This window comes from Streptomyces sp. NPDC043908 (assembly GCF_056435525.1).
Genome location: NZ_JBWKEI010000004.1, coordinates 351,688 through 366,129, shown reverse-complemented (window position 1 = coordinate 366,129; position 14,442 = coordinate 351,688). Strand labels below are relative to the sequence as shown.

The 14,442-nt window shown below is 71.9% G+C and carries 18 protein-coding genes; 3 read left to right on the top strand and 15 right to left on the bottom strand.

The window, feature by feature from the left end:
- Positions 1-248: 248 nt before the first annotated feature.
- From AC069K_RS12340 to AC069K_RS12330, 3 genes are all read right to left on the bottom strand, one after another.
- Positions 249-1,430 carry a phosphotransferase family protein gene (locus AC069K_RS12340; RefSeq protein ID WP_478615021.1) on the bottom strand — a complete coding sequence of 394 codons (1,182 nt, stop codon included), beginning with the start codon at positions 1,428-1,430 and terminating at the stop codon, positions 249-251.
- A gap of 169 nt (positions 1,431-1,599) precedes the next feature.
- The gene (locus AC069K_RS12335; RefSeq protein WP_478615018.1) at positions 1,600-2,292 is read right to left on the bottom strand and encodes an HAD family hydrolase; all 693 of its coding nucleotides are present in this window, start codon (positions 2,290-2,292) and stop codon (positions 1,600-1,602) included.
- Between the two features lie 109 nt (positions 2,293-2,401).
- Positions 2,402-3,298, bottom strand: coding sequence for a winged helix-turn-helix domain-containing protein (locus AC069K_RS12330; protein WP_365100424.1), 897 nt, complete (start codon positions 3,296-3,298; stop codon positions 2,402-2,404).
- 161 nt (positions 3,299-3,459) lie between these two features.
- Between AC069K_RS12330 and AC069K_RS12325 the strand changes: the two genes are divergently transcribed.
- Positions 3,460-3,648, top strand: coding sequence for a hypothetical protein (locus AC069K_RS12325; protein WP_365100425.1), 189 nt, complete (start codon positions 3,460-3,462; stop codon positions 3,646-3,648).
- A 15-nt stretch (positions 3,649-3,663) separates the two neighbouring features.
- Here AC069K_RS12325 and AC069K_RS12320 read toward each other — a convergent pair whose 3' ends face one another.
- From AC069K_RS12320 to AC069K_RS12310, 3 genes are all read right to left on the bottom strand, one after another.
- On the bottom strand, positions 3,664-4,953 hold the full coding sequence (locus AC069K_RS12320) for a GNAT family N-acetyltransferase (RefSeq protein ID WP_478615013.1): 1,290 nt from the start codon (positions 4,951-4,953) through the stop codon (positions 3,664-3,666).
- 80 nt (positions 4,954-5,033) lie between these two features.
- Positions 5,034-5,990 carry an asparaginase gene (locus AC069K_RS12315; RefSeq protein ID WP_365100429.1) on the bottom strand — a complete coding sequence of 319 codons (957 nt, stop codon included), beginning with the start codon at positions 5,988-5,990 and terminating at the stop codon, positions 5,034-5,036.
- Between the two features lie 49 nt (positions 5,991-6,039).
- Positions 6,040-6,648: an RsiG family protein gene (locus AC069K_RS12310; protein ID WP_365100431.1), complete on the bottom strand. Its 609-nt coding sequence runs from the start codon at positions 6,646-6,648 to the stop codon at positions 6,040-6,042.
- A 143-nt stretch (positions 6,649-6,791) separates the two neighbouring features.
- Here AC069K_RS12310 and dtd point away from each other — a divergent pair, with 143 nt between their 5' ends.
- Entirely contained in the window at positions 6,792-7,217 is a 426-nt protein-coding gene (gene dtd / locus AC069K_RS12305) for a D-aminoacyl-tRNA deacylase (protein ID WP_358834037.1), read from the top strand.
- 61 nt (positions 7,218-7,278) lie between these two features.
- Here the strand turns inward: dtd and ygfZ are convergent, their stop codons facing one another.
- The 3 genes from ygfZ to AC069K_RS12290 form a co-directional block, all read right to left on the bottom strand.
- Positions 7,279-8,259, bottom strand: a complete 981-nt coding sequence (ygfZ, locus tag AC069K_RS12300; protein WP_358834036.1) for a CAF17-like 4Fe-4S cluster assembly/insertion protein YgfZ — start codon at positions 8,257-8,259, stop codon at positions 7,279-7,281.
- Between the two features lie 10 nt (positions 8,260-8,269).
- Entirely contained in the window at positions 8,270-8,728 is a 459-nt protein-coding gene (locus AC069K_RS12295) for a Fur family transcriptional regulator (RefSeq protein ID WP_365100436.1), read from the bottom strand.
- 131 nt (positions 8,729-8,859) lie between these two features.
- Positions 8,860-9,432 (bottom strand): heme-binding beta-barrel domain-containing protein, encoded by a 573-nt coding sequence (locus tag AC069K_RS12290; protein WP_344080589.1) that lies wholly within the window; start codon positions 9,430-9,432, stop codon positions 8,860-8,862.
- Positions 9,433-9,729: 297 nt separating this feature from the next.
- Between AC069K_RS12290 and AC069K_RS12285 the strand changes: the two genes are divergently transcribed.
- Positions 9,730-10,095, top strand: coding sequence for a DsrE family protein (locus AC069K_RS12285; RefSeq protein ID WP_365100437.1), 366 nt, complete (start codon positions 9,730-9,732; stop codon positions 10,093-10,095).
- An 84-nt stretch (positions 10,096-10,179) separates the two neighbouring features.
- On the opposite strand, the gene AC069K_RS12280 is transcribed toward AC069K_RS12285, so the two are convergent.
- The 6 genes from AC069K_RS12280 to AC069K_RS12255 all read right to left on the bottom strand — a co-directional run bounded on the left by AC069K_RS12280 (position 10,180) and on the right by AC069K_RS12255 (position 14,434).
- The gene (locus AC069K_RS12280; RefSeq protein ID WP_344080574.1) at positions 10,180-10,437 is read right to left on the bottom strand and encodes a DUF3099 domain-containing protein; all 258 of its coding nucleotides are present in this window, start codon (positions 10,435-10,437) and stop codon (positions 10,180-10,182) included.
- A gap of 147 nt (positions 10,438-10,584) precedes the next feature.
- Complete coding sequence (locus AC069K_RS12275; protein WP_358834032.1) at positions 10,585-10,872, bottom strand: DUF1416 domain-containing protein; 288 nt, start codon at positions 10,870-10,872, stop codon at positions 10,585-10,587.
- A 38-nt stretch (positions 10,873-10,910) separates the two neighbouring features.
- The gene (locus tag AC069K_RS12270; protein WP_358834031.1) at positions 10,911-11,756 is read right to left on the bottom strand and encodes a sulfurtransferase; all 846 of its coding nucleotides are present in this window, start codon (positions 11,754-11,756) and stop codon (positions 10,911-10,913) included.
- 166 nt (positions 11,757-11,922) lie between these two features.
- On the bottom strand, positions 11,923-12,003 hold the full coding sequence (locus tag AC069K_RS12265) for an Ms5788A family Cys-rich leader peptide (protein ID WP_365100641.1): 81 nt from the start codon (positions 12,001-12,003) through the stop codon (positions 11,923-11,925).
- 298 nt (positions 12,004-12,301) lie between these two features.
- The gene (locus AC069K_RS12260) at positions 12,302-13,051 is read right to left on the bottom strand and encodes an LmeA family phospholipid-binding protein (protein WP_358834030.1); all 750 of its coding nucleotides are present in this window, start codon (positions 13,049-13,051) and stop codon (positions 12,302-12,304) included.
- A gap of 54 nt (positions 13,052-13,105) precedes the next feature.
- On the bottom strand, positions 13,106-14,434 hold the full coding sequence (locus tag AC069K_RS12255) for a hypothetical protein (protein WP_478614998.1): 1,329 nt from the start codon (positions 14,432-14,434) through the stop codon (positions 13,106-13,108).
- Positions 14,435-14,442 lie beyond the last annotated feature (8 nt).

Genomic DNA, 14,442 nt, shown 5'->3' with positions numbered 1-14,442 from the left:
GTGTTCCTCGCCATGGGAGGGCCGGCCCGGGAGAGACGGGGGCGCGGGGCCGTAGGGATGCGGGGACGCCGGGACACGGGGACGCGGGGACACGGGGCACGGGGACGCCCGGACACGGGGGCAGGGGGACGCCCGGACGCCGGGGCACGAGGCACGGGGCACGGGGACACCCGGACGCCGGGACGCCCGGACGCCCGGACGCCCGGACGCCCGGACGCCGGGATTGGAGCGCCGAGGGAAGTACCGGGCTAGCCCCGCCGCCGCACCCGCTCCCGCAGCCAGTCCCCGTACGCCGTCCGGATCCGGGCGCGGCTGGGGACCTCGGGCAGGCCGAGGGCCTCCTTGGCGGCGGCCAGCACCCGCTGGATCCTGCCCGCCGCCCGGGCCAGCCGCAGACGGCTCGGGCCCGGCCCGGCGATGGCCCCCGGCGGGCCCGCGACGACGCCCGCCACCAGGGCCAGCGCGCCCGCGCCCACCAGCAGGGCCGCGGCCGTACGGATCACGTCCGTGTAGACGGACTGCGCCCGCTTGAACGCCAGCAGGTGCGGCAGGTCCCGCTCCCAGCCCTCACAGGCACCGGGACGGGCGGCCCCGACCGCCTCCCGCCATACGTTCTTGACCCGCCGCGCGTCGCACTCGGGGTAGTCCATCAGGTGCAGATGGGTCGCCAGCTCGTACAACGGGTCCCCGATCATGGCCAGTTCCCAGTCGATGAACCAGAGGTCACCCGCCGCGTCGACGATCAGGTTCCGGCGGTGCAGATCGCCGTGCACGAGGGAGAACGGCCGCTCGGTCAACCGCGCGGCCCGCTCCCGCAGCCCTTGCAGCGACCTGGCCGAAACGCCCAGGCTGTCGAATAGCGCGCCGAACTCCGCCACGTGCTTTCCGTAGACCTGGAACTGCGTGAAGTCGATCAGCCGGCCGAGGAAACCCGCGCTGTCCCCGTCCCGGACCGGAGGCGGCGGACCGCCCCCGGGGCCGTATTGCTTCTCGGGCAGCAATTCCAGGGAGAGTTTCCCGTGCTCGACCGCGGCCAATTCCCTGAAGAAAACCCCGAGTTGGATCATATGGCGCCGGGAGAGGCGGCCGAGCCCGCATCGCGCACGGGGGAGCGTGTGCCCCTCGATGAAACCTTGGAGGAACAGCCCCTCGGTGAATTCCGCGCAGTGGGGAATACGGGAGACCCGGCCTCTGAGCGCCATCAGAAGCGCGTCTTCGGAGGCGAAGGTACGCCGGTCGAACCAGAACAGGTTCTCCCGCCGCTCCCGCAGTTTCCCGCGCGTGTACTCCGCGCCGAGCGGGTTCCCCGGCGGGAGCACGATCGCGTACGCCTCGTGGTGGTGCCCCTGGAGGGGCCCGGTCACCCCCCGGTCGCCGTCCCGGCTGAGCCCGGCCGCCTTCAGCCGGGCCGGGGACGTCTCGGTTGCCATCGTGTCGAGCCTTCGGGTGCGGCGCGGGTCGGGCCGCGGGAGGACGGAGGAACTTCAGCGGGACTGTACCGAGCCGCCGGAGCCGGCAGTGGAGGATCCGGATGTGTTCACCGGGGTGTCGTCCGGGCCGGTTCCTCCGGCGCCCCGCGACACCCCGGCGCCTCCCCCCTCACCTGCTCAGAAGCTCATGGAGCGACTCGACCACCGGCACTCGCTCGTACCATCGGCCCTCAGAATCCTGTTCGCCGGATTCCCGGCTCTTCCCGGTCGGTACGAAGGCGATGAACGGTACTTCGAGTCGGTTGGCGGCGTCGAGGTCCTTCTCCGAGTCCCCGATCATCACGGACTCCCCCGGCGCGGACCCCGTCGAGCCGAGGGCCCGCCGCAGGCAGTCCGGATCGGGCTTCAGCCTGGCGATGTCGGCCCCGCGGCCGTGGACGTGCGCGCCGAAACTGTCGGTCAGGTCCATCCGTCTGAGGTACGCCCCCACCGCCTCGGCGGAATTGTTGGTGGCGATGCCGAGCCGGGTCTCCACGGCCCCGAGTTCCCGTATCAGGTCGGCCGCTCCTTCCGTCGGCTCGGCCGACTCGGCGGCGCGTTCCTCTTGTTGGGTGAGACGTTTCTCCAGTTCTCTCACCCACCGTCTGCCGTGCGGGCTCTGCTCGACCAGCCCGAGATAGCCGAGCGGATCGGCCGCGTACTTCCCGGGCGGGACCCTCACGTCGAGATCGCGTTCCAGCCAGGCGCGGAGGTCGTCCACCACATCGGCCGCGGTGTATTTCGCGAAGAGGTCGCACACGGGCCCGTCGAAGTCGAAGATGACGCATTGGGCGGCGTCGAGGAGATCGTGCGGGTCGTCCACAGCACTCCGTCCGTCGAGGAGGAGGCAGAATAGCGTCACCCCGTCCCCCATACTGCCCCGTCCACGCAACTGGCCCTTTCCGGCCGCCACTTCACCCGTGGGCCTTTCGTCAGCGTCCGAGGTCGAGGCTGGTGGTGATGGTCTCCCAGAGGTTGTCGAACCACCGCTGCGAGCGGTCGACGAAGGCCGCGTCCCGCGCGCCCGCACTGCGCAGGAACTGGAACAGCATCGACTGGTTGCCGAGCGAGTCGAAGATCTCCACCGAGGTGTCGGCTATCTGCTGCTGGCGCTCGGTGATGTCGTAGTAGCCGAAGAGCGCCTCGGAGCCGTTCAGCAGGTACAGCTTGATCGGCGAGGTGAGCGGCAGCGCCTGGAACTCGATGTGGACGTCGATCCCCTCGACGATGTGCAGCGCTTCCAGGTTGTCCCGCAGGACGATGCCCTGGGTGTTGCGCTGGCTCAGCCACCGTTCGTGGACGAGCCGGTCGTCGGCCGCCGAGCGGCGCACGGGCCGGGGGAAGGCGAGGTTGATGCCCCGGTCCGGCAGCAGGATGCGGACGTGGACCGAGGCCGGGCGGAACACGCCCGCGTGGATGGCGGCGAGCGGCTCGCCCAGCGCCAGGTTGAGGGTCTCCGTCGTCAGGCACACCGCGTCGATCCGCACCTCCTCGGCCCGGAACGCCTCCGCCACCCGGGGGCTGAGCACGGCCGCCGTCAGCTTCGGCTCCTCGTCCGCGGGCCGGGAGGCGGCCGGCTCGGCGCTGGCGATCCTCGCCGGGGCGCCCTTGCGGCCCTCGGTGATCAGCCCCTGCTCATGCAGCTGCCGCAGCGCCTGGCGCACCACCGTCCGCTCCACCCCGTAGTGGTCCACCAGCCAGGCCTGGGTGGGCAGTTTGGCGCCCACCGTGAGCTCGCCCGCGCGGATCCGGGCCCGCAGCGAGGCGGCCACATCGTCGGGCGTGCGCCTGGCGCCGCCGTCGTCCGTCACCTCAGGTTCCGACGTCACACCGGAACGCTACAACTATCCGACAGCCGACGGGAGTTGTTGCGAAGTTGGTTTATGGCTCTTGAGGTAGCGGGACAACTTGAGAAAGTTGTCCGCCAACTTGGTGAAGTTCGCGCGGAACCTCCATCAGGCGGACCTCTCGGGGGAGGGACTCCATGCCCATGACCGCTCTCATACTCGCCCTGGCCGTCATCGCCGCCGAGAAGCTGGTCCACCACCGGCTCGGTGTCGTCGGCAGCGTGGGCATCGTCCTGCTGACGGTCGGCCAGCAGACCGGCGAGGCCACCTTCAGCCTCATCGGCGCGGCCGCCGTGCTGGCCGCGCTCATCCCGCAGAAGACCGACACATGACCCCGCCCGCCACCCTCAGAACATGTCCGGGCACCAGGCACGCCGCCCCGTCCGCACGAGGGCGTCCGCCTTCTCCGCTGCCCCCGCCGTCTCCTCGGCGACCCGGCCCAGCGCGGCCAGTCGCACCGCCGACTCGTCTCCCAGGTACAGCGCGCCCAACTCCCGCACGTCCAGGGTCAGATCCGCTGACTCGGTCGTCGGCGCGCAGGACGCGCCGGACGGGTCCGCGTCCAGGCGGTAGCGGCCCGAGGAGAGGCCGGACGCGTCCGTGACCTCCAGGACCAGGGTGCCGGCCGCAGCGTACGTACGCGCCTCAAGGGCTCGTACGACGTCCAGCACCCGCACCCACAGGAAGTCCGCGTGCGTCACGATCCTCGCCGCGCGCGGGTCCGGCAGGAGCAGCGGGAGCAGGTCGTCGGGGGCGCGGTAGCCGGTGCGGACCCTGGCTATCCAGTCGATCGAGCAGACGAAGTGCCACAGGGCGCGCTCGGCGGCCGGGGTCAGCCCGAACAGCTGGCGTACCGTCGCGGTGTTCAGCGGCTGCTTGGCGTCGGTCCACGTCTCGTCCGCGTGATAGGCGGCCAGGCCCTCCACCTCGCCCCGCGCCGAGCGGTGGACCGCCCAGAACGGCTCGGTCCAGGGGTGGTCGTCGCGGGTGGCCGCGCCCGTGGCCAGGTCCCACCAGAGCGCGTCGCGGGTCACCGCGCCGGGCTGCCGGGCCCGGAAGCGCTCGAAGAGCTCGGGCCCCAGCTTGCGTACGTCCTCGGAGGCGACCAGTTCGATGGTGCCGCCGTCTTCGGGGCCGGACCAGCGCGGGTCCAGGCCCGCCCGGCCCGTGTCGACCTCCCACTCGGCGGTCCAGGTGGCGGGGCCGAAGCCGTACCGGCCGTAGATCGGGTACTCGGCGGCGATCAGCGTCGACACCACGTCGCCCCGCTCCCTCGCCGCCGCCAGGTCCTCGGCCATCATCCGGCTGAGCAGACCGCGCCGGCGGTGGGTCGGGGCGACGGCGACGTTGGTGACCGCGCTCGCCGGGACGGCCGCGCCGCCCACCACCGTCAGCTCCTGGGCGAACGAGCGCAGGGCCGCCACACAGCGGTCACCGTCGAAGACGCCCCGCGTACGCGAGAGATCGCTGTGGGCGAGCCGGCGCGCCCGGTCGTTCTCCGTCACCACCGGCGGGCGCAGGAAACCGGTGTTCACCGTCCGCAGCCAGTCGGTGAACTCGGCTTCGGTGACGGAACGCAGGTCGAGGGAGGGGGTGGAGGCGGGCACGGGAGCGGCTTGCTGACGCGTCGGGCTCATGCCCGCCACGCTAAACACGCCCCGGCCCGCCTGTCGCCCCAATTTCCGTGGCCCCCGGCGGGGCCAGGGCGCAACACGCCCTAGAACGCCGCCCGGACCTCCCCCACCCGCTCGGCCCCGCCCAGCAGCGGCGCGCTGCCGACGCGCTCCACCACCGGGCCGTCCACGCCCAGCAGCCGCAGGGCGCGGGCCAGGACCGGGCCCAGCGCGCGGGCGGCGCCGTCGTCGACCTTGAAGGCGAGCGCCCGCCCGTCCGGCAGCGCCACCGCCTGCACCGCCTCCGCGCCCATCTTGGACAGCACGCCGGGCACCTCGCGCATCAGCCAGGTGTCGGGGCGGCGGGTGCCCGCCACGTACTCGGGGTGCGCGCGCATCGCGTCCGCCACCCGGCGCTCGGGCGTCCCGGGCCCGGCCAGCACGAACGTACGGAAGGCGCGGGCCAGGCCCGTCAGGCTGATCGCCATCAGGGGCGCCCCGCAGCCGTCCGTGCCGACCGTCGCCACCGGCTCGCCCGCCGCCGCCTCCACCCCGTCGTGGACGAGGCGCTGGAGCGGGTGGGCGGGGTCGAGGTAGGACCGCTCGTCCCAGCCGTTGAGGCGGCAGGCGGCGAGCATGGCCGCGTGCTTGCCGGAGCAGTTCATGGTGACCCGGTCGCGGACGTGGCCCGCCGCGAGGTACGTCTCGGCCTCGGCCGGGTCCAGCGGCAGGTCGGGCGGGGTCTGGAGGTCGTCCGGGGTGAGCCCGTGCTCGGCGAGCATCTTGCGGACCAGGTCCAGGTGGAAGCCCTCGCCCGAGTGGCTGGCGGCGGCGAGCGCGAGGCGCTCCCCGGCGAGGTCGAGCCCGGCCCGCAGGACGGCGGCGGCCTGCATGGGCTTGTTGCTGGAGCGCGGGAAGACGGGCGCCGCCGGGTCGCCGAGGGCGAACTCCACGCCGCCGTCGGCCCCCAGCACCACCAGCGAGCCCCGATGCCGGCCCTCGACGAAACCGGAACGTACGACTTCGGCGAGGACCGGGGATATGACGGTGTCGGTGCTCATGGTGGAGGCCTTCCGGGGCTGGACCGCCCGGTGACCTTGGAATCGTCGGTCAGATGAGCAGGTCGTCTACTTGTGCTTCCCCTTCACGGTACCTGCGGGCGATCTCCGCGCTGCAATCGTCCGCGGTCCGCTGGAGGTGCTGGCGGCGCCGCGAGACCTGCTGCTCGTAGCGGATCAGGCGCCCCATGGCGGTGTGCAGCTCCTCGTCCGTACGGGCGTCGAGGTCGGAGAGCTGGACCTCCGCGTCCATCTCGGCCGCAAGCCGCCGGTACTCGGCGCTGCGGGGCGTGGAGAGCGTGACGTGGCGGGCGGAGGCCCGGTGCGGGGAGGGCGCGTCCGCCAGGATCTCGGAGAGCCGCTCCACGACGGGCGTGTGCGGCCCGGTGCGCCGGGCGAGCTCGGCCCGCAGGATGTCGATGCGGCCGTGCAGCAGCCGTCGTACGTAGCTGAGGTCGGCCTCGTCGCTCTGCGACTGCCGCCGCAGACCGCGCAGCTCCGGCAGCCGCAGCGCGGTCAGATCGTGCTCCGTGGTCACGGACAGGTGGTCACCGGCACGCTGGACGGGTGGTCGCGACACGGCCGCCCGCCCGGCCGACGTGCTCGTCCGGGTCAGCGAAACGGGGCCGGGCGACTGCTGCCCGGCGCCAGGAGTGCTCATGTGTCCTACCGTCCCCTCGACTGGTGCGGGATGGGGCGCACCGGCTGTCAGCATCGTGCCACTCCCCGTGGTGCATATGCAGACCCACACCACCCGTTCGGCCCCCGTGGGGCCGGATTGGTGCGTGGAATAGGTTGGGTCCCATGCGAGCGGTGGTACAGCGGGTCGACGGCGCGAGCGTCGTCGTGGCGGGCGAGACGGTCGGCGAGATCACGGGCGAGGGCCTGTGCGTCCTGGTCGGGGTGACCCACGGGGACACTCCCGAGAAGGCGGCGCAACTGGCACGGAAGCTGTGGTCGGTGCGGATCCTGGCGGACGAGAAGTCCTGCTCGGACGTGGACGCCCCGCTGCTGGTGATCTCCCAGTTCACCCTCTACGGCGACGCCCGCAAGGGCCGCCGCCCCACCTGGAACGCGGCGGCCCCCGGCGAGGTGGCCGAGCCGCTGGTGGACGAGGTGGTGGCGCGGCTGCGCGAGCTGGGCGCGACCGTGGAGACGGGCCGTTTCGGCGCGGACATGCGGGTGTCCCTGACCAACCACGGCCCGTTCACGGTGCTGGTGGAGGTGTAGCCCCCTCCGCCCCACCGCCGCCCGCCCACAACGGAGGCGACGGTTCGGCCCGCGTCCGGGATCAGGGCTCGACCACGACCTCCTGGGCGGCGGCCGTACCCCCGGCCAGCAACTCCGCGTCCACGGCGACGTTCCGCTTCACCAGCGCCAGCGCGATCGGCCCCAGCTCGTGGTGGCGGGCCGACGTCGTGATGAAGCCGATCTGGCGGCCCTCCGCGCCGTCCGCGGCGACCCGCAGCGGCGTCCCGTGCCCCGGCAGCAGCACCTCGCTGCCGTCCAGGTGCAGGAAGACCAGCCGGCGCGGCGGCTTCCCCAGGTTGTGGACGCGCGCGACCGTCTCCTGGCCCCGGTAGCAGCCCTTCTGGAGGTGCACGGCGGTGCCGATCCACCCCAGCTCGTGCGGGATGGTGCGGTGGTCGGTCTCCAGGCCGAGCCGCGGCCGGTGCGCCTCGACCCGCAGGGCCTCGTACGCCAGGATCCCGATCGCGGGGCCCTCCTCGGCGGCGAAGGCCGCCAGCTCCTCGCGCGGCAGGAACAGGTCCCGCCCGTGCGGGGTCTCCCGGACCACCGTGCCCGCGGGCGGCTGCGCGATCGATCCGGCGGGCAGGTGCACCACCGCGAACTCCGCCGTACGGTCGGCGACTTCGACGCGGTAGAAGAACTTCATCGACTCCAGGTACGCGACGAGCTCGTCCTGCGTACCGGGCTCCACGTGCGCCCACACCGTCGTGCCGTCGTCGACGAGGTAGAGCGCGTGCTCGATGTGCCCGTGCGCGGAGAGGATCAGCGCCTCGGTGGCCAGGCCCGGCCGCAGGTCGCTGACGTGCTGGGTCAGCAGCAGGTGCAGCCAGCTCAGCCGGTCGTCGCCGGTGACGGTGACGACACCGCGGTGCGAGAGGTCGACGAGGCCGGTGCCGCCGGCGAGGGCGCGCTGCTCGCGGAACAGGTCGCCGTAGTGCGCGGCGACACCTTCGTCGGGTCCCTCGGCGGGGACGGCGCCGGGCAGGGCGAGCAGAGGGCTCATCGTGGAATGTCGCTGCATGACAGCAAGCCTACGACGCGGTACCCGCGTCCCCGGCGGCTTCCTGGGCGGCGTTCTTGGCGCAGTCCTGGCACTGGCCGAAGATGGCGAAGTGCTTCATGTCCGTCGTGAAGCCGAACGTCGAGCACAGCTTCGCGGTGAACTCCGCCGCCACGTCCACGTCCGCCTCGATCACCGAGGTGCAGTCCCGGCAGACCAGATGGATGTGGTGGTGGCGGTCGGCCAGGTGGTAGGTCGGGGCGCCGTGTCCCAGATGGGCGTGCGAGACCAGACCCAGCTCCTCCAGGAGCTCCAGGGTCCGGTACACGGTGGAGATGTTCACGCCGCCCGCCGTCTTCCTCACCTCGGTGAGGATGTCGTCGGGCGTCGCGTGTTCCAGTACGTCGACGGCCTCCAGCACGAGCTGGCGCTGGGGGGTCAGCCGGTACCCGCGCTTGCGGAGGTCGCTCTGCCAGTCGGTGGTCACCACACGCCCAGTGTAGGAGCCACCGCGCGATTACCCCCGCGCGGAACGGATCTCCCTCGGATCTCCTTACGCGCGGCAGTACGCGGCCCCGTGCCCGGCGGCCGTATCCGGTCCCCCTACTCGAAGAACGCGGTCTACTTGAAGAAGGCGATCCCGTCGTCCGGCAGGTCGCCCAGGCCCCGGGCCATCGCCGCGACCTCCTCGGGCGTGACGACCTTCTTGAGGTGCGCGGACATGTACGGCCGCAGCTCCACCTCGGGGGTCGCCTTCTCGCCGACCCACATGAGGTCGCTCTTCACGTACCCGTACAGACGCTTGCCGCCGGTGTACGGGCCGGAGGCGGCGGTGCGCGCCACGGCGTCGGTGACCAGGTCGATCTGCGGCTTCTGGTCGGCGAGCTCGCCGTACCAGATCTCCACGACGCCCTGGTCGCGGACCATGACGACCTCGACCTTGCGGTCCTTGTCGATGCGCCAGAAGCCGGACTCGGTCTCCAGCGGCTTCACCTTGTTGCCCTCGGCGTCGAGGATCCAGGAGTGCGACACGTACTCCAGGAAGTCCCGGCCGTCGTGGCTGAAGGTGACGGACTGGCCGAAATTGGCCTTCTCGGCACCCGGAAAGTCGGTGACGCCCGCGCCCTCCCACGTACCGAGGAGGAACGCGAGGGGGACGAGGTCCGGGTTCAGGTCGGACGGGATCTCGATCATGAGGCTTCGATCAGTCTTTCGTTACGTCTGCGGCTGGGGCGCGGTTCAGCGCTGGCCCTGGTACAGCTTCTTCACGGCCAGACCGGCGAAGGCGAGGACACCGACGCAGACCAGGACCAGCAGGGTTTCGAAGAAAGCCTCAAGCACGGGGTGCTCCTCGGATGAGCGTGTGGGCAGTAAAGGGCCGAACCCCAGCCTAATGGGTTCGGCCACGGCCTTCTCTGTGAGGTGCGCCCCGTCAGCCCAGCAGCTGGTTCTGCGGGAGGGGTCGTGCGGGTGCGCATTACAGTTCGGCGTATGGCCAAGAAGCTCGTACTGAAGGTGACCGCGGGGGCCGACGCCCCCGAGCGGTGTTCGCAGGCGTTCACCGTGGCGGCGGTCGCCGTCGCCAGTGGGATCGAGGTCTCGCTCTGGCTGACCGGCGAGTCGTCGTGGTTCGCGCTGCCGGGACGGGCCGCCGAGTTCGCGCTGCCGCACGCGGCGCCGCTGCCGGACCTGATCGACGGAATCCTGGCGGGCGGCGGCACGATCACGGTGTGCACGCAGTGCGCGGCCCGGCGGGACATCGCCGAGGCGGACCTGATCGAGGGCGCGCGGATCGCCGGGGCGCAGGTCTTCGTCCAGGAGGCGATGGCGGAGGAGACTCAGGCGCTGGTCTATTAAGGACGGGTCTATGAGTACGGACGGCACGGGCGCGTACCGGCAGCCGTGGGCGGGCGGCCCGCCCCGGGCCCCGCGCCGGTCCGCTCAGTACTTCTTCTTGCCGTCCAGCTCGTCCCACCACTCGTCGGACTTGGGGTCCCCGGACGGGTCGTCCCACCAGCGGTCGTCCGGGCCGCGCCGGTTCGCCACCATCGCCGCGACCGGCGGGATCACCATGGCGACCACGCACATGGCGACCGCGGCCGGGACGGACCACAGCCGCACGAAGCCCCAGGCGGACACGAACAGGACCAGGCATCCGCCCATCATCCAGAAGTACTCGCGCCGGCGTCGGGCCAACATGCATCCAGCGTACGACCGGATCGGCAGGCCCGAAACGGCTCGGGAACGGGCCGGGAAGGGTCCGGAAACGGCACGGAGGACCGCACCCGGTCCAGGTAAGCGTCCAACCCCCTGGGGTGCGGCCCTCCGGCCGGTACGTGCCCGCCGTCAGACGGCGATGGCGACCTCGGCGAGTCCGCCGGTCTCCGCCACGACCGTGCGGTCCGCGGTCCCGCCGGGCACCAGGGCCCGCACCGTCCACGTGCCCTCGGCCGCGTAGAAGCGGAACTGGCCCGTCGCCGAGGTGGGGACCTCGGCGGTGAACTCGCCGGTCGAGTCCAGCAGCCGGACGTAGCCGACCACGGGCTCGCCGTCCTTGGTCACCTGGCCCTGGATGGTGGTCTCACCGGGCTTGATCGTCGAGGCGTCGGGGCCGCCTGCCTTCGCTCCACACATGGTTCTTCCTTACGTTTACGGTCGGGGGCTGTGCGGGGTTACTTGTTGGCGCCGAGCTCGATCGGCACACCGACGAGGGAGCCGTACTCGGTCCACGAGCCGTCGTAGTTCTTGACGTTCTCGACGCCGAGCAGCTCGTGCAGCACGAACCACGTCAGGGCCGAGCGCTCGCCGATGCGGCAGTACGCGATGGTGTCCTTGGCCAGATCGACCTGCTCCGCGGCGTACAGCTCCTTCAGCGCGTCGTCCGACTTGAAGGTGCCGTCGTCGTTGGCGTTCTTCGACCACGGGATGTTGCGGGCGCTGGGCACGTGGCCCGGGCGCTGCGACTGCTCCTGCGGGAGGTGGGCCGGGGCGAGGAGCTTGCCGCTGAACTCGTCGGGCGAGCGCACGTCGACCAGGTTCTGCGAGCCGATGGCCGCCACCACGTCGTCGCGGAAGGCGCGGATCGCGGTGTTCTGCGGCTTGGCCTTGTAGGAGGTGGCCGGGCGCGAGGGGATCTGCGAGCCGTCGACCAGGTCGCGGGAGTCCAGCTCCCACTTCTTGCGGCCGCCGTCGAGCAGCTTGACGCTGTCGTGGCCGTAGAGCTTGAAGTACCAGTAGGCGTACGAGGCGAACCAGTTGTTGTTGCCGCCGTAGAGGACGACGGTCGTGTCGTTCGCGATGCCCTTCGCCGACAGGAGCTTCTCGAAGCCCTCCTGGTCGACGAAGTCACGGCGGACCGGGTCCTGGAGGTCCTTGGTCCAGTCGATCCGGATCGCGTTCTTGATGTGGTTCTTCTCGTACGCCGAGGTGTCTTCGTCGACCTCGACGATGGCGACCTTCGGGTCGTCGATGTGGGCCTCGACCCAGTCGGCGTCTACCAGGACGTCGCTGCGGCTCATGCGGGTTCTCCTCCGGGGCAGGTGCGGCGGGTGGTGCGGAGGTGCGGGGGTACGCCACGCGAGCGGGCGCGGCGTTGCCTCGGCACGGGGGGTGGCCCTGAAAACGTTCAACGGGCCCGGGGAACGCGGGAGTTGCCGTCTCTTCGCAGAGAGGGACGGGTCCCGGTCAGACGGGACGACAGAGCATGGCGGCGACGCGGCACAGGTCGACTGCCCGCCGCTTCGTGAGATCCGCCTGTAGCTTCATGGGTCCGATCGTAGGGACGGACGGGTGGCCATGTCACCGGCGTGTCGCATGGTGAGACACGATCATCCGGATAGTGGGACAGCAACCGTCTGAAGCCGCCCCGCCGTCGCCCGGGGACGGCCTCACCCGGCGAACCATCTGCGGATCGGACACCCCCGTCTCACGATCCGGCTATCGAACCCCTCGGGGTCACCCCGACCCCATCCCCCCGGGGGCGCGGTGAACTGCGCGAGCAGCCCACCACCGGGCTCGCGGCCCGAAGACGGCCGCGGCCTGCCATCACGACCGCGGTCGGCCATCACCCCGCCAGGGAGACGTTCGTCCCGGTCCCCGAGAACCGCAGCCCGTCCTCCACCGCCGTCACCTTGTCCAGCTTGATCCCCCGCGGCAGACCCTGGATCTTCAGGTCGTAGTCGACGGCCTTGCGCAGCTTCTCGTCGAAGCCCGGCACCGGCAGCTTGGGCAGCTCCGAGGAGCGCACCCGCACGGTCGCGCCCCCGTCCGTCGTCACCGTGCTGTACGCGCTGACCGTCCGCCCCGCGAGCAGCACCTTCAGGCTGGCGGGAACCTGCACGCCCGCCCCTTCGAGCAGGTCCGCGAGGGGCCCGCTCACCTGCACCTGCCCCTTGGCCGCCCGCTCCGGCCCGGCGTAGCCGACCGTGGCGCCCTTGGGCGCGGACTTGGTCAGATCGGCGTACGAGATACGGGCCGAGCCGTCCGCCCGGACGGCCGTGGCGGAGGAGTAGCTGCTGTCGACCTTCACGTCGTGCAGCTTGGCGCGGACCTCGGTGACGTTGACCGAGTGGCCGTCGGCCGTCGCGGTGACCCCGCCGAGCTTCACGTCGACCTCGTCGAACTCCTTGCCCATCGCCTGGGTGAGGAAGGGGAAGCCGGTGATGGAGACGTCGGGGGTCTCCCGCAGCCCCTGACTGCTCTTTATCTTGTCGGCCACCTTCGACTCGACGACGTTCACCGCCACGCGGTCCGCGGCGACGAAGAGGCCGCCGAGAACCACCGCGACGATGAGCCATATCCGGAGTGCGCGCATTGCGTACGAGTCCCCCCACGCTGGTCGTTGACCCTGCGAGCCTAACTCCCGGAATTACCCGATCACTCGACCGATCAGATACAGAGCGGGAACAGCCGCCGTCAGCGGCAGCGCCACTCCGGCCGTCATGTGGACGAATCGCGAGGGATAGTCGTAGCTGGCCACCCGCAGCCCGATCAGCGCGCACACGCCCGCCGCGAGCCCCAGCAGCGCGCCCGGGGCGCCCACGTCCGTGAGCCGGCCGGCCACGATCCCCGCGCCCGCCGCCGCGAGCAGCGCGACCGCCACGGAGACCGGGGCGGGCAGCGGCAGCGCGCGGGCCGGGACGGCGACGGCCACCGCCACCGCGCCCACCGCCACCGCGTGCGGGATCGCGGCGAGGTACCCGGCGGCCAGGATCGTGAGCGCCGCCGAGGCCACGGTCGCCATCAGGCCGTACATCCGCTCGTCCGGGTCCGCGTGGCTGCGCAGCTGGAGCACCAGCGTGAGCAGCACCCACACCCCGAGCGTGCCCAGGATCGCCGCGGGCGCGTGCTCGTCGCCGACGGCGAGCAGCGCCGCGTCGGCGACCAGGCCGCCGAGGAAGGCGAGCGCGATGCCCTGCCGGGCGGGCCACATCCCGTTGAGCCGGAACCAGCCCGCGGCCGTCACGGCCTGGAGCAGCACCAGCGGAACCACCAGCGCGTACTGGCCGATGCCGGACGCGGCGGCCAGGAGCGCGCCGAGGACGGCGGTGAGGGCCGCGGGCTGCATCCCGGGCGCGATGATCGGCGAGCGCCCCTCGGCACGGGCCCGCTGGGCGTCGGTGATCCGGGTGTTGCCGACGGTGGTGGGCGAGCCGTAGGCGGGGCCGTCCTCACTCCGCGCGGGCGCGGCGGGCGGCTCCGGCTCGTACACCGGCGCCTCCGGGGGCAGCGGCACGGAACCCGTCTGCGGCGGCAGGTACGCGGAGTCGTCGGCGGACTGCGCGTACGCCTGTGCGTACTGCTGCCGCACGGGCTGCGGCTGGACCGGCTGCTGCTGGACCGGCTGCGGCTGCGGCGACTGCGGCTGGACCGTGGGCTGGTACTGGGTGTCCCAGGTCTGGCCCTCCCACGTCTGCGTGTACCGCTGCTGCTCCTGGTACGACGCGTCGTGCGGGAAGTGCTGCTGCTGGGCGGGCTGCTGGTACTGCTGTTGCACGGGCTGCCCGTACTGGTCGTACTGCTCGTACTGGTCGTACTGCTGATACGCGTCGTACTGCTGGGCCTGCTGGGCTTGCTGCGGCGGCTGGTGCTGCTGGGCCTGCTGGTGCTGCTGCGGGTACTGCTGGACCGGCTGCCCGTACTGGTCGAAGCGCGGATAGGGCTCTTCGTACGGATGCGGGTACTGCTGATCGCTCATGACGTGGG

Bases quoted from the DNA above. Each gene is read 5' to 3' on its own strand.
- AC069K_RS12340 (WP_478615021.1), bottom strand. From the start codon at position 1,430: ATGGCAACCGAGACGTCCCCGGCCCGGCTGAAGGCGGCCGGGCTCAGC.
- AC069K_RS12325 (WP_365100425.1), top strand. From the start codon at position 3,460: ATGACCGCTCTCATACTCGCCCTGGCCGTCATCGCCGCCGAGAAGCTG.
- AC069K_RS12320 (WP_478615013.1), bottom strand. From the start codon at position 4,953: ATGAGCCCGACGCGTCAGCAAGCCGCTCCCGTGCCCGCCTCCACCCCC.
- AC069K_RS12315 (WP_365100429.1), bottom strand. From the start codon at position 5,990: ATGAGCACCGACACCGTCATATCCCCGGTCCTCGCCGAAGTCGTACGT.
- AC069K_RS12310 (WP_365100431.1), bottom strand. From the start codon at position 6,648: ATGAGCACTCCTGGCGCCGGGCAGCAGTCGCCCGGCCCCGTTTCGCTG.
- dtd (WP_358834037.1), top strand. From the start codon at position 6,792: ATGCGAGCGGTGGTACAGCGGGTCGACGGCGCGAGCGTCGTCGTGGCG.
- ygfZ (WP_358834036.1), bottom strand. From the start codon at position 8,259: ATGCAGCGACATTCCACGATGAGCCCTCTGCTCGCCCTGCCCGGCGCC.
- AC069K_RS12290 (WP_344080589.1), bottom strand. From the start codon at position 9,432: ATGATCGAGATCCCGTCCGACCTGAACCCGGACCTCGTCCCCCTCGCG.
- AC069K_RS12285 (WP_365100437.1), top strand. From the start codon at position 9,730: ATGGCCAAGAAGCTCGTACTGAAGGTGACCGCGGGGGCCGACGCCCCC.
- AC069K_RS12280 (WP_344080574.1), bottom strand. From the start codon at position 10,437: ATGTTGGCCCGACGCCGGCGCGAGTACTTCTGGATGATGGGCGGATGC.
- AC069K_RS12275 (WP_358834032.1), bottom strand. From the start codon at position 10,872: ATGTGTGGAGCGAAGGCAGGCGGCCCCGACGCCTCGACGATCAAGCCC.
- AC069K_RS12270 (WP_358834031.1), bottom strand. From the start codon at position 11,756: ATGAGCCGCAGCGACGTCCTGGTAGACGCCGACTGGGTCGAGGCCCAC.
- AC069K_RS12265 (WP_365100641.1), bottom strand. From the start codon at position 12,003: ATGAAGCTACAGGCGGATCTCACGAAGCGGCGGGCAGTCGACCTGTGC.
- AC069K_RS12260 (WP_358834030.1), bottom strand. From the start codon at position 13,051: ATGCGCGCACTCCGGATATGGCTCATCGTCGCGGTGGTTCTCGGCGGC.
- AC069K_RS12255 (WP_478614998.1), bottom strand. From the start codon at position 14,434: ATGAGCGATCAGCAGTACCCGCATCCGTACGAAGAGCCCTATCCGCGC.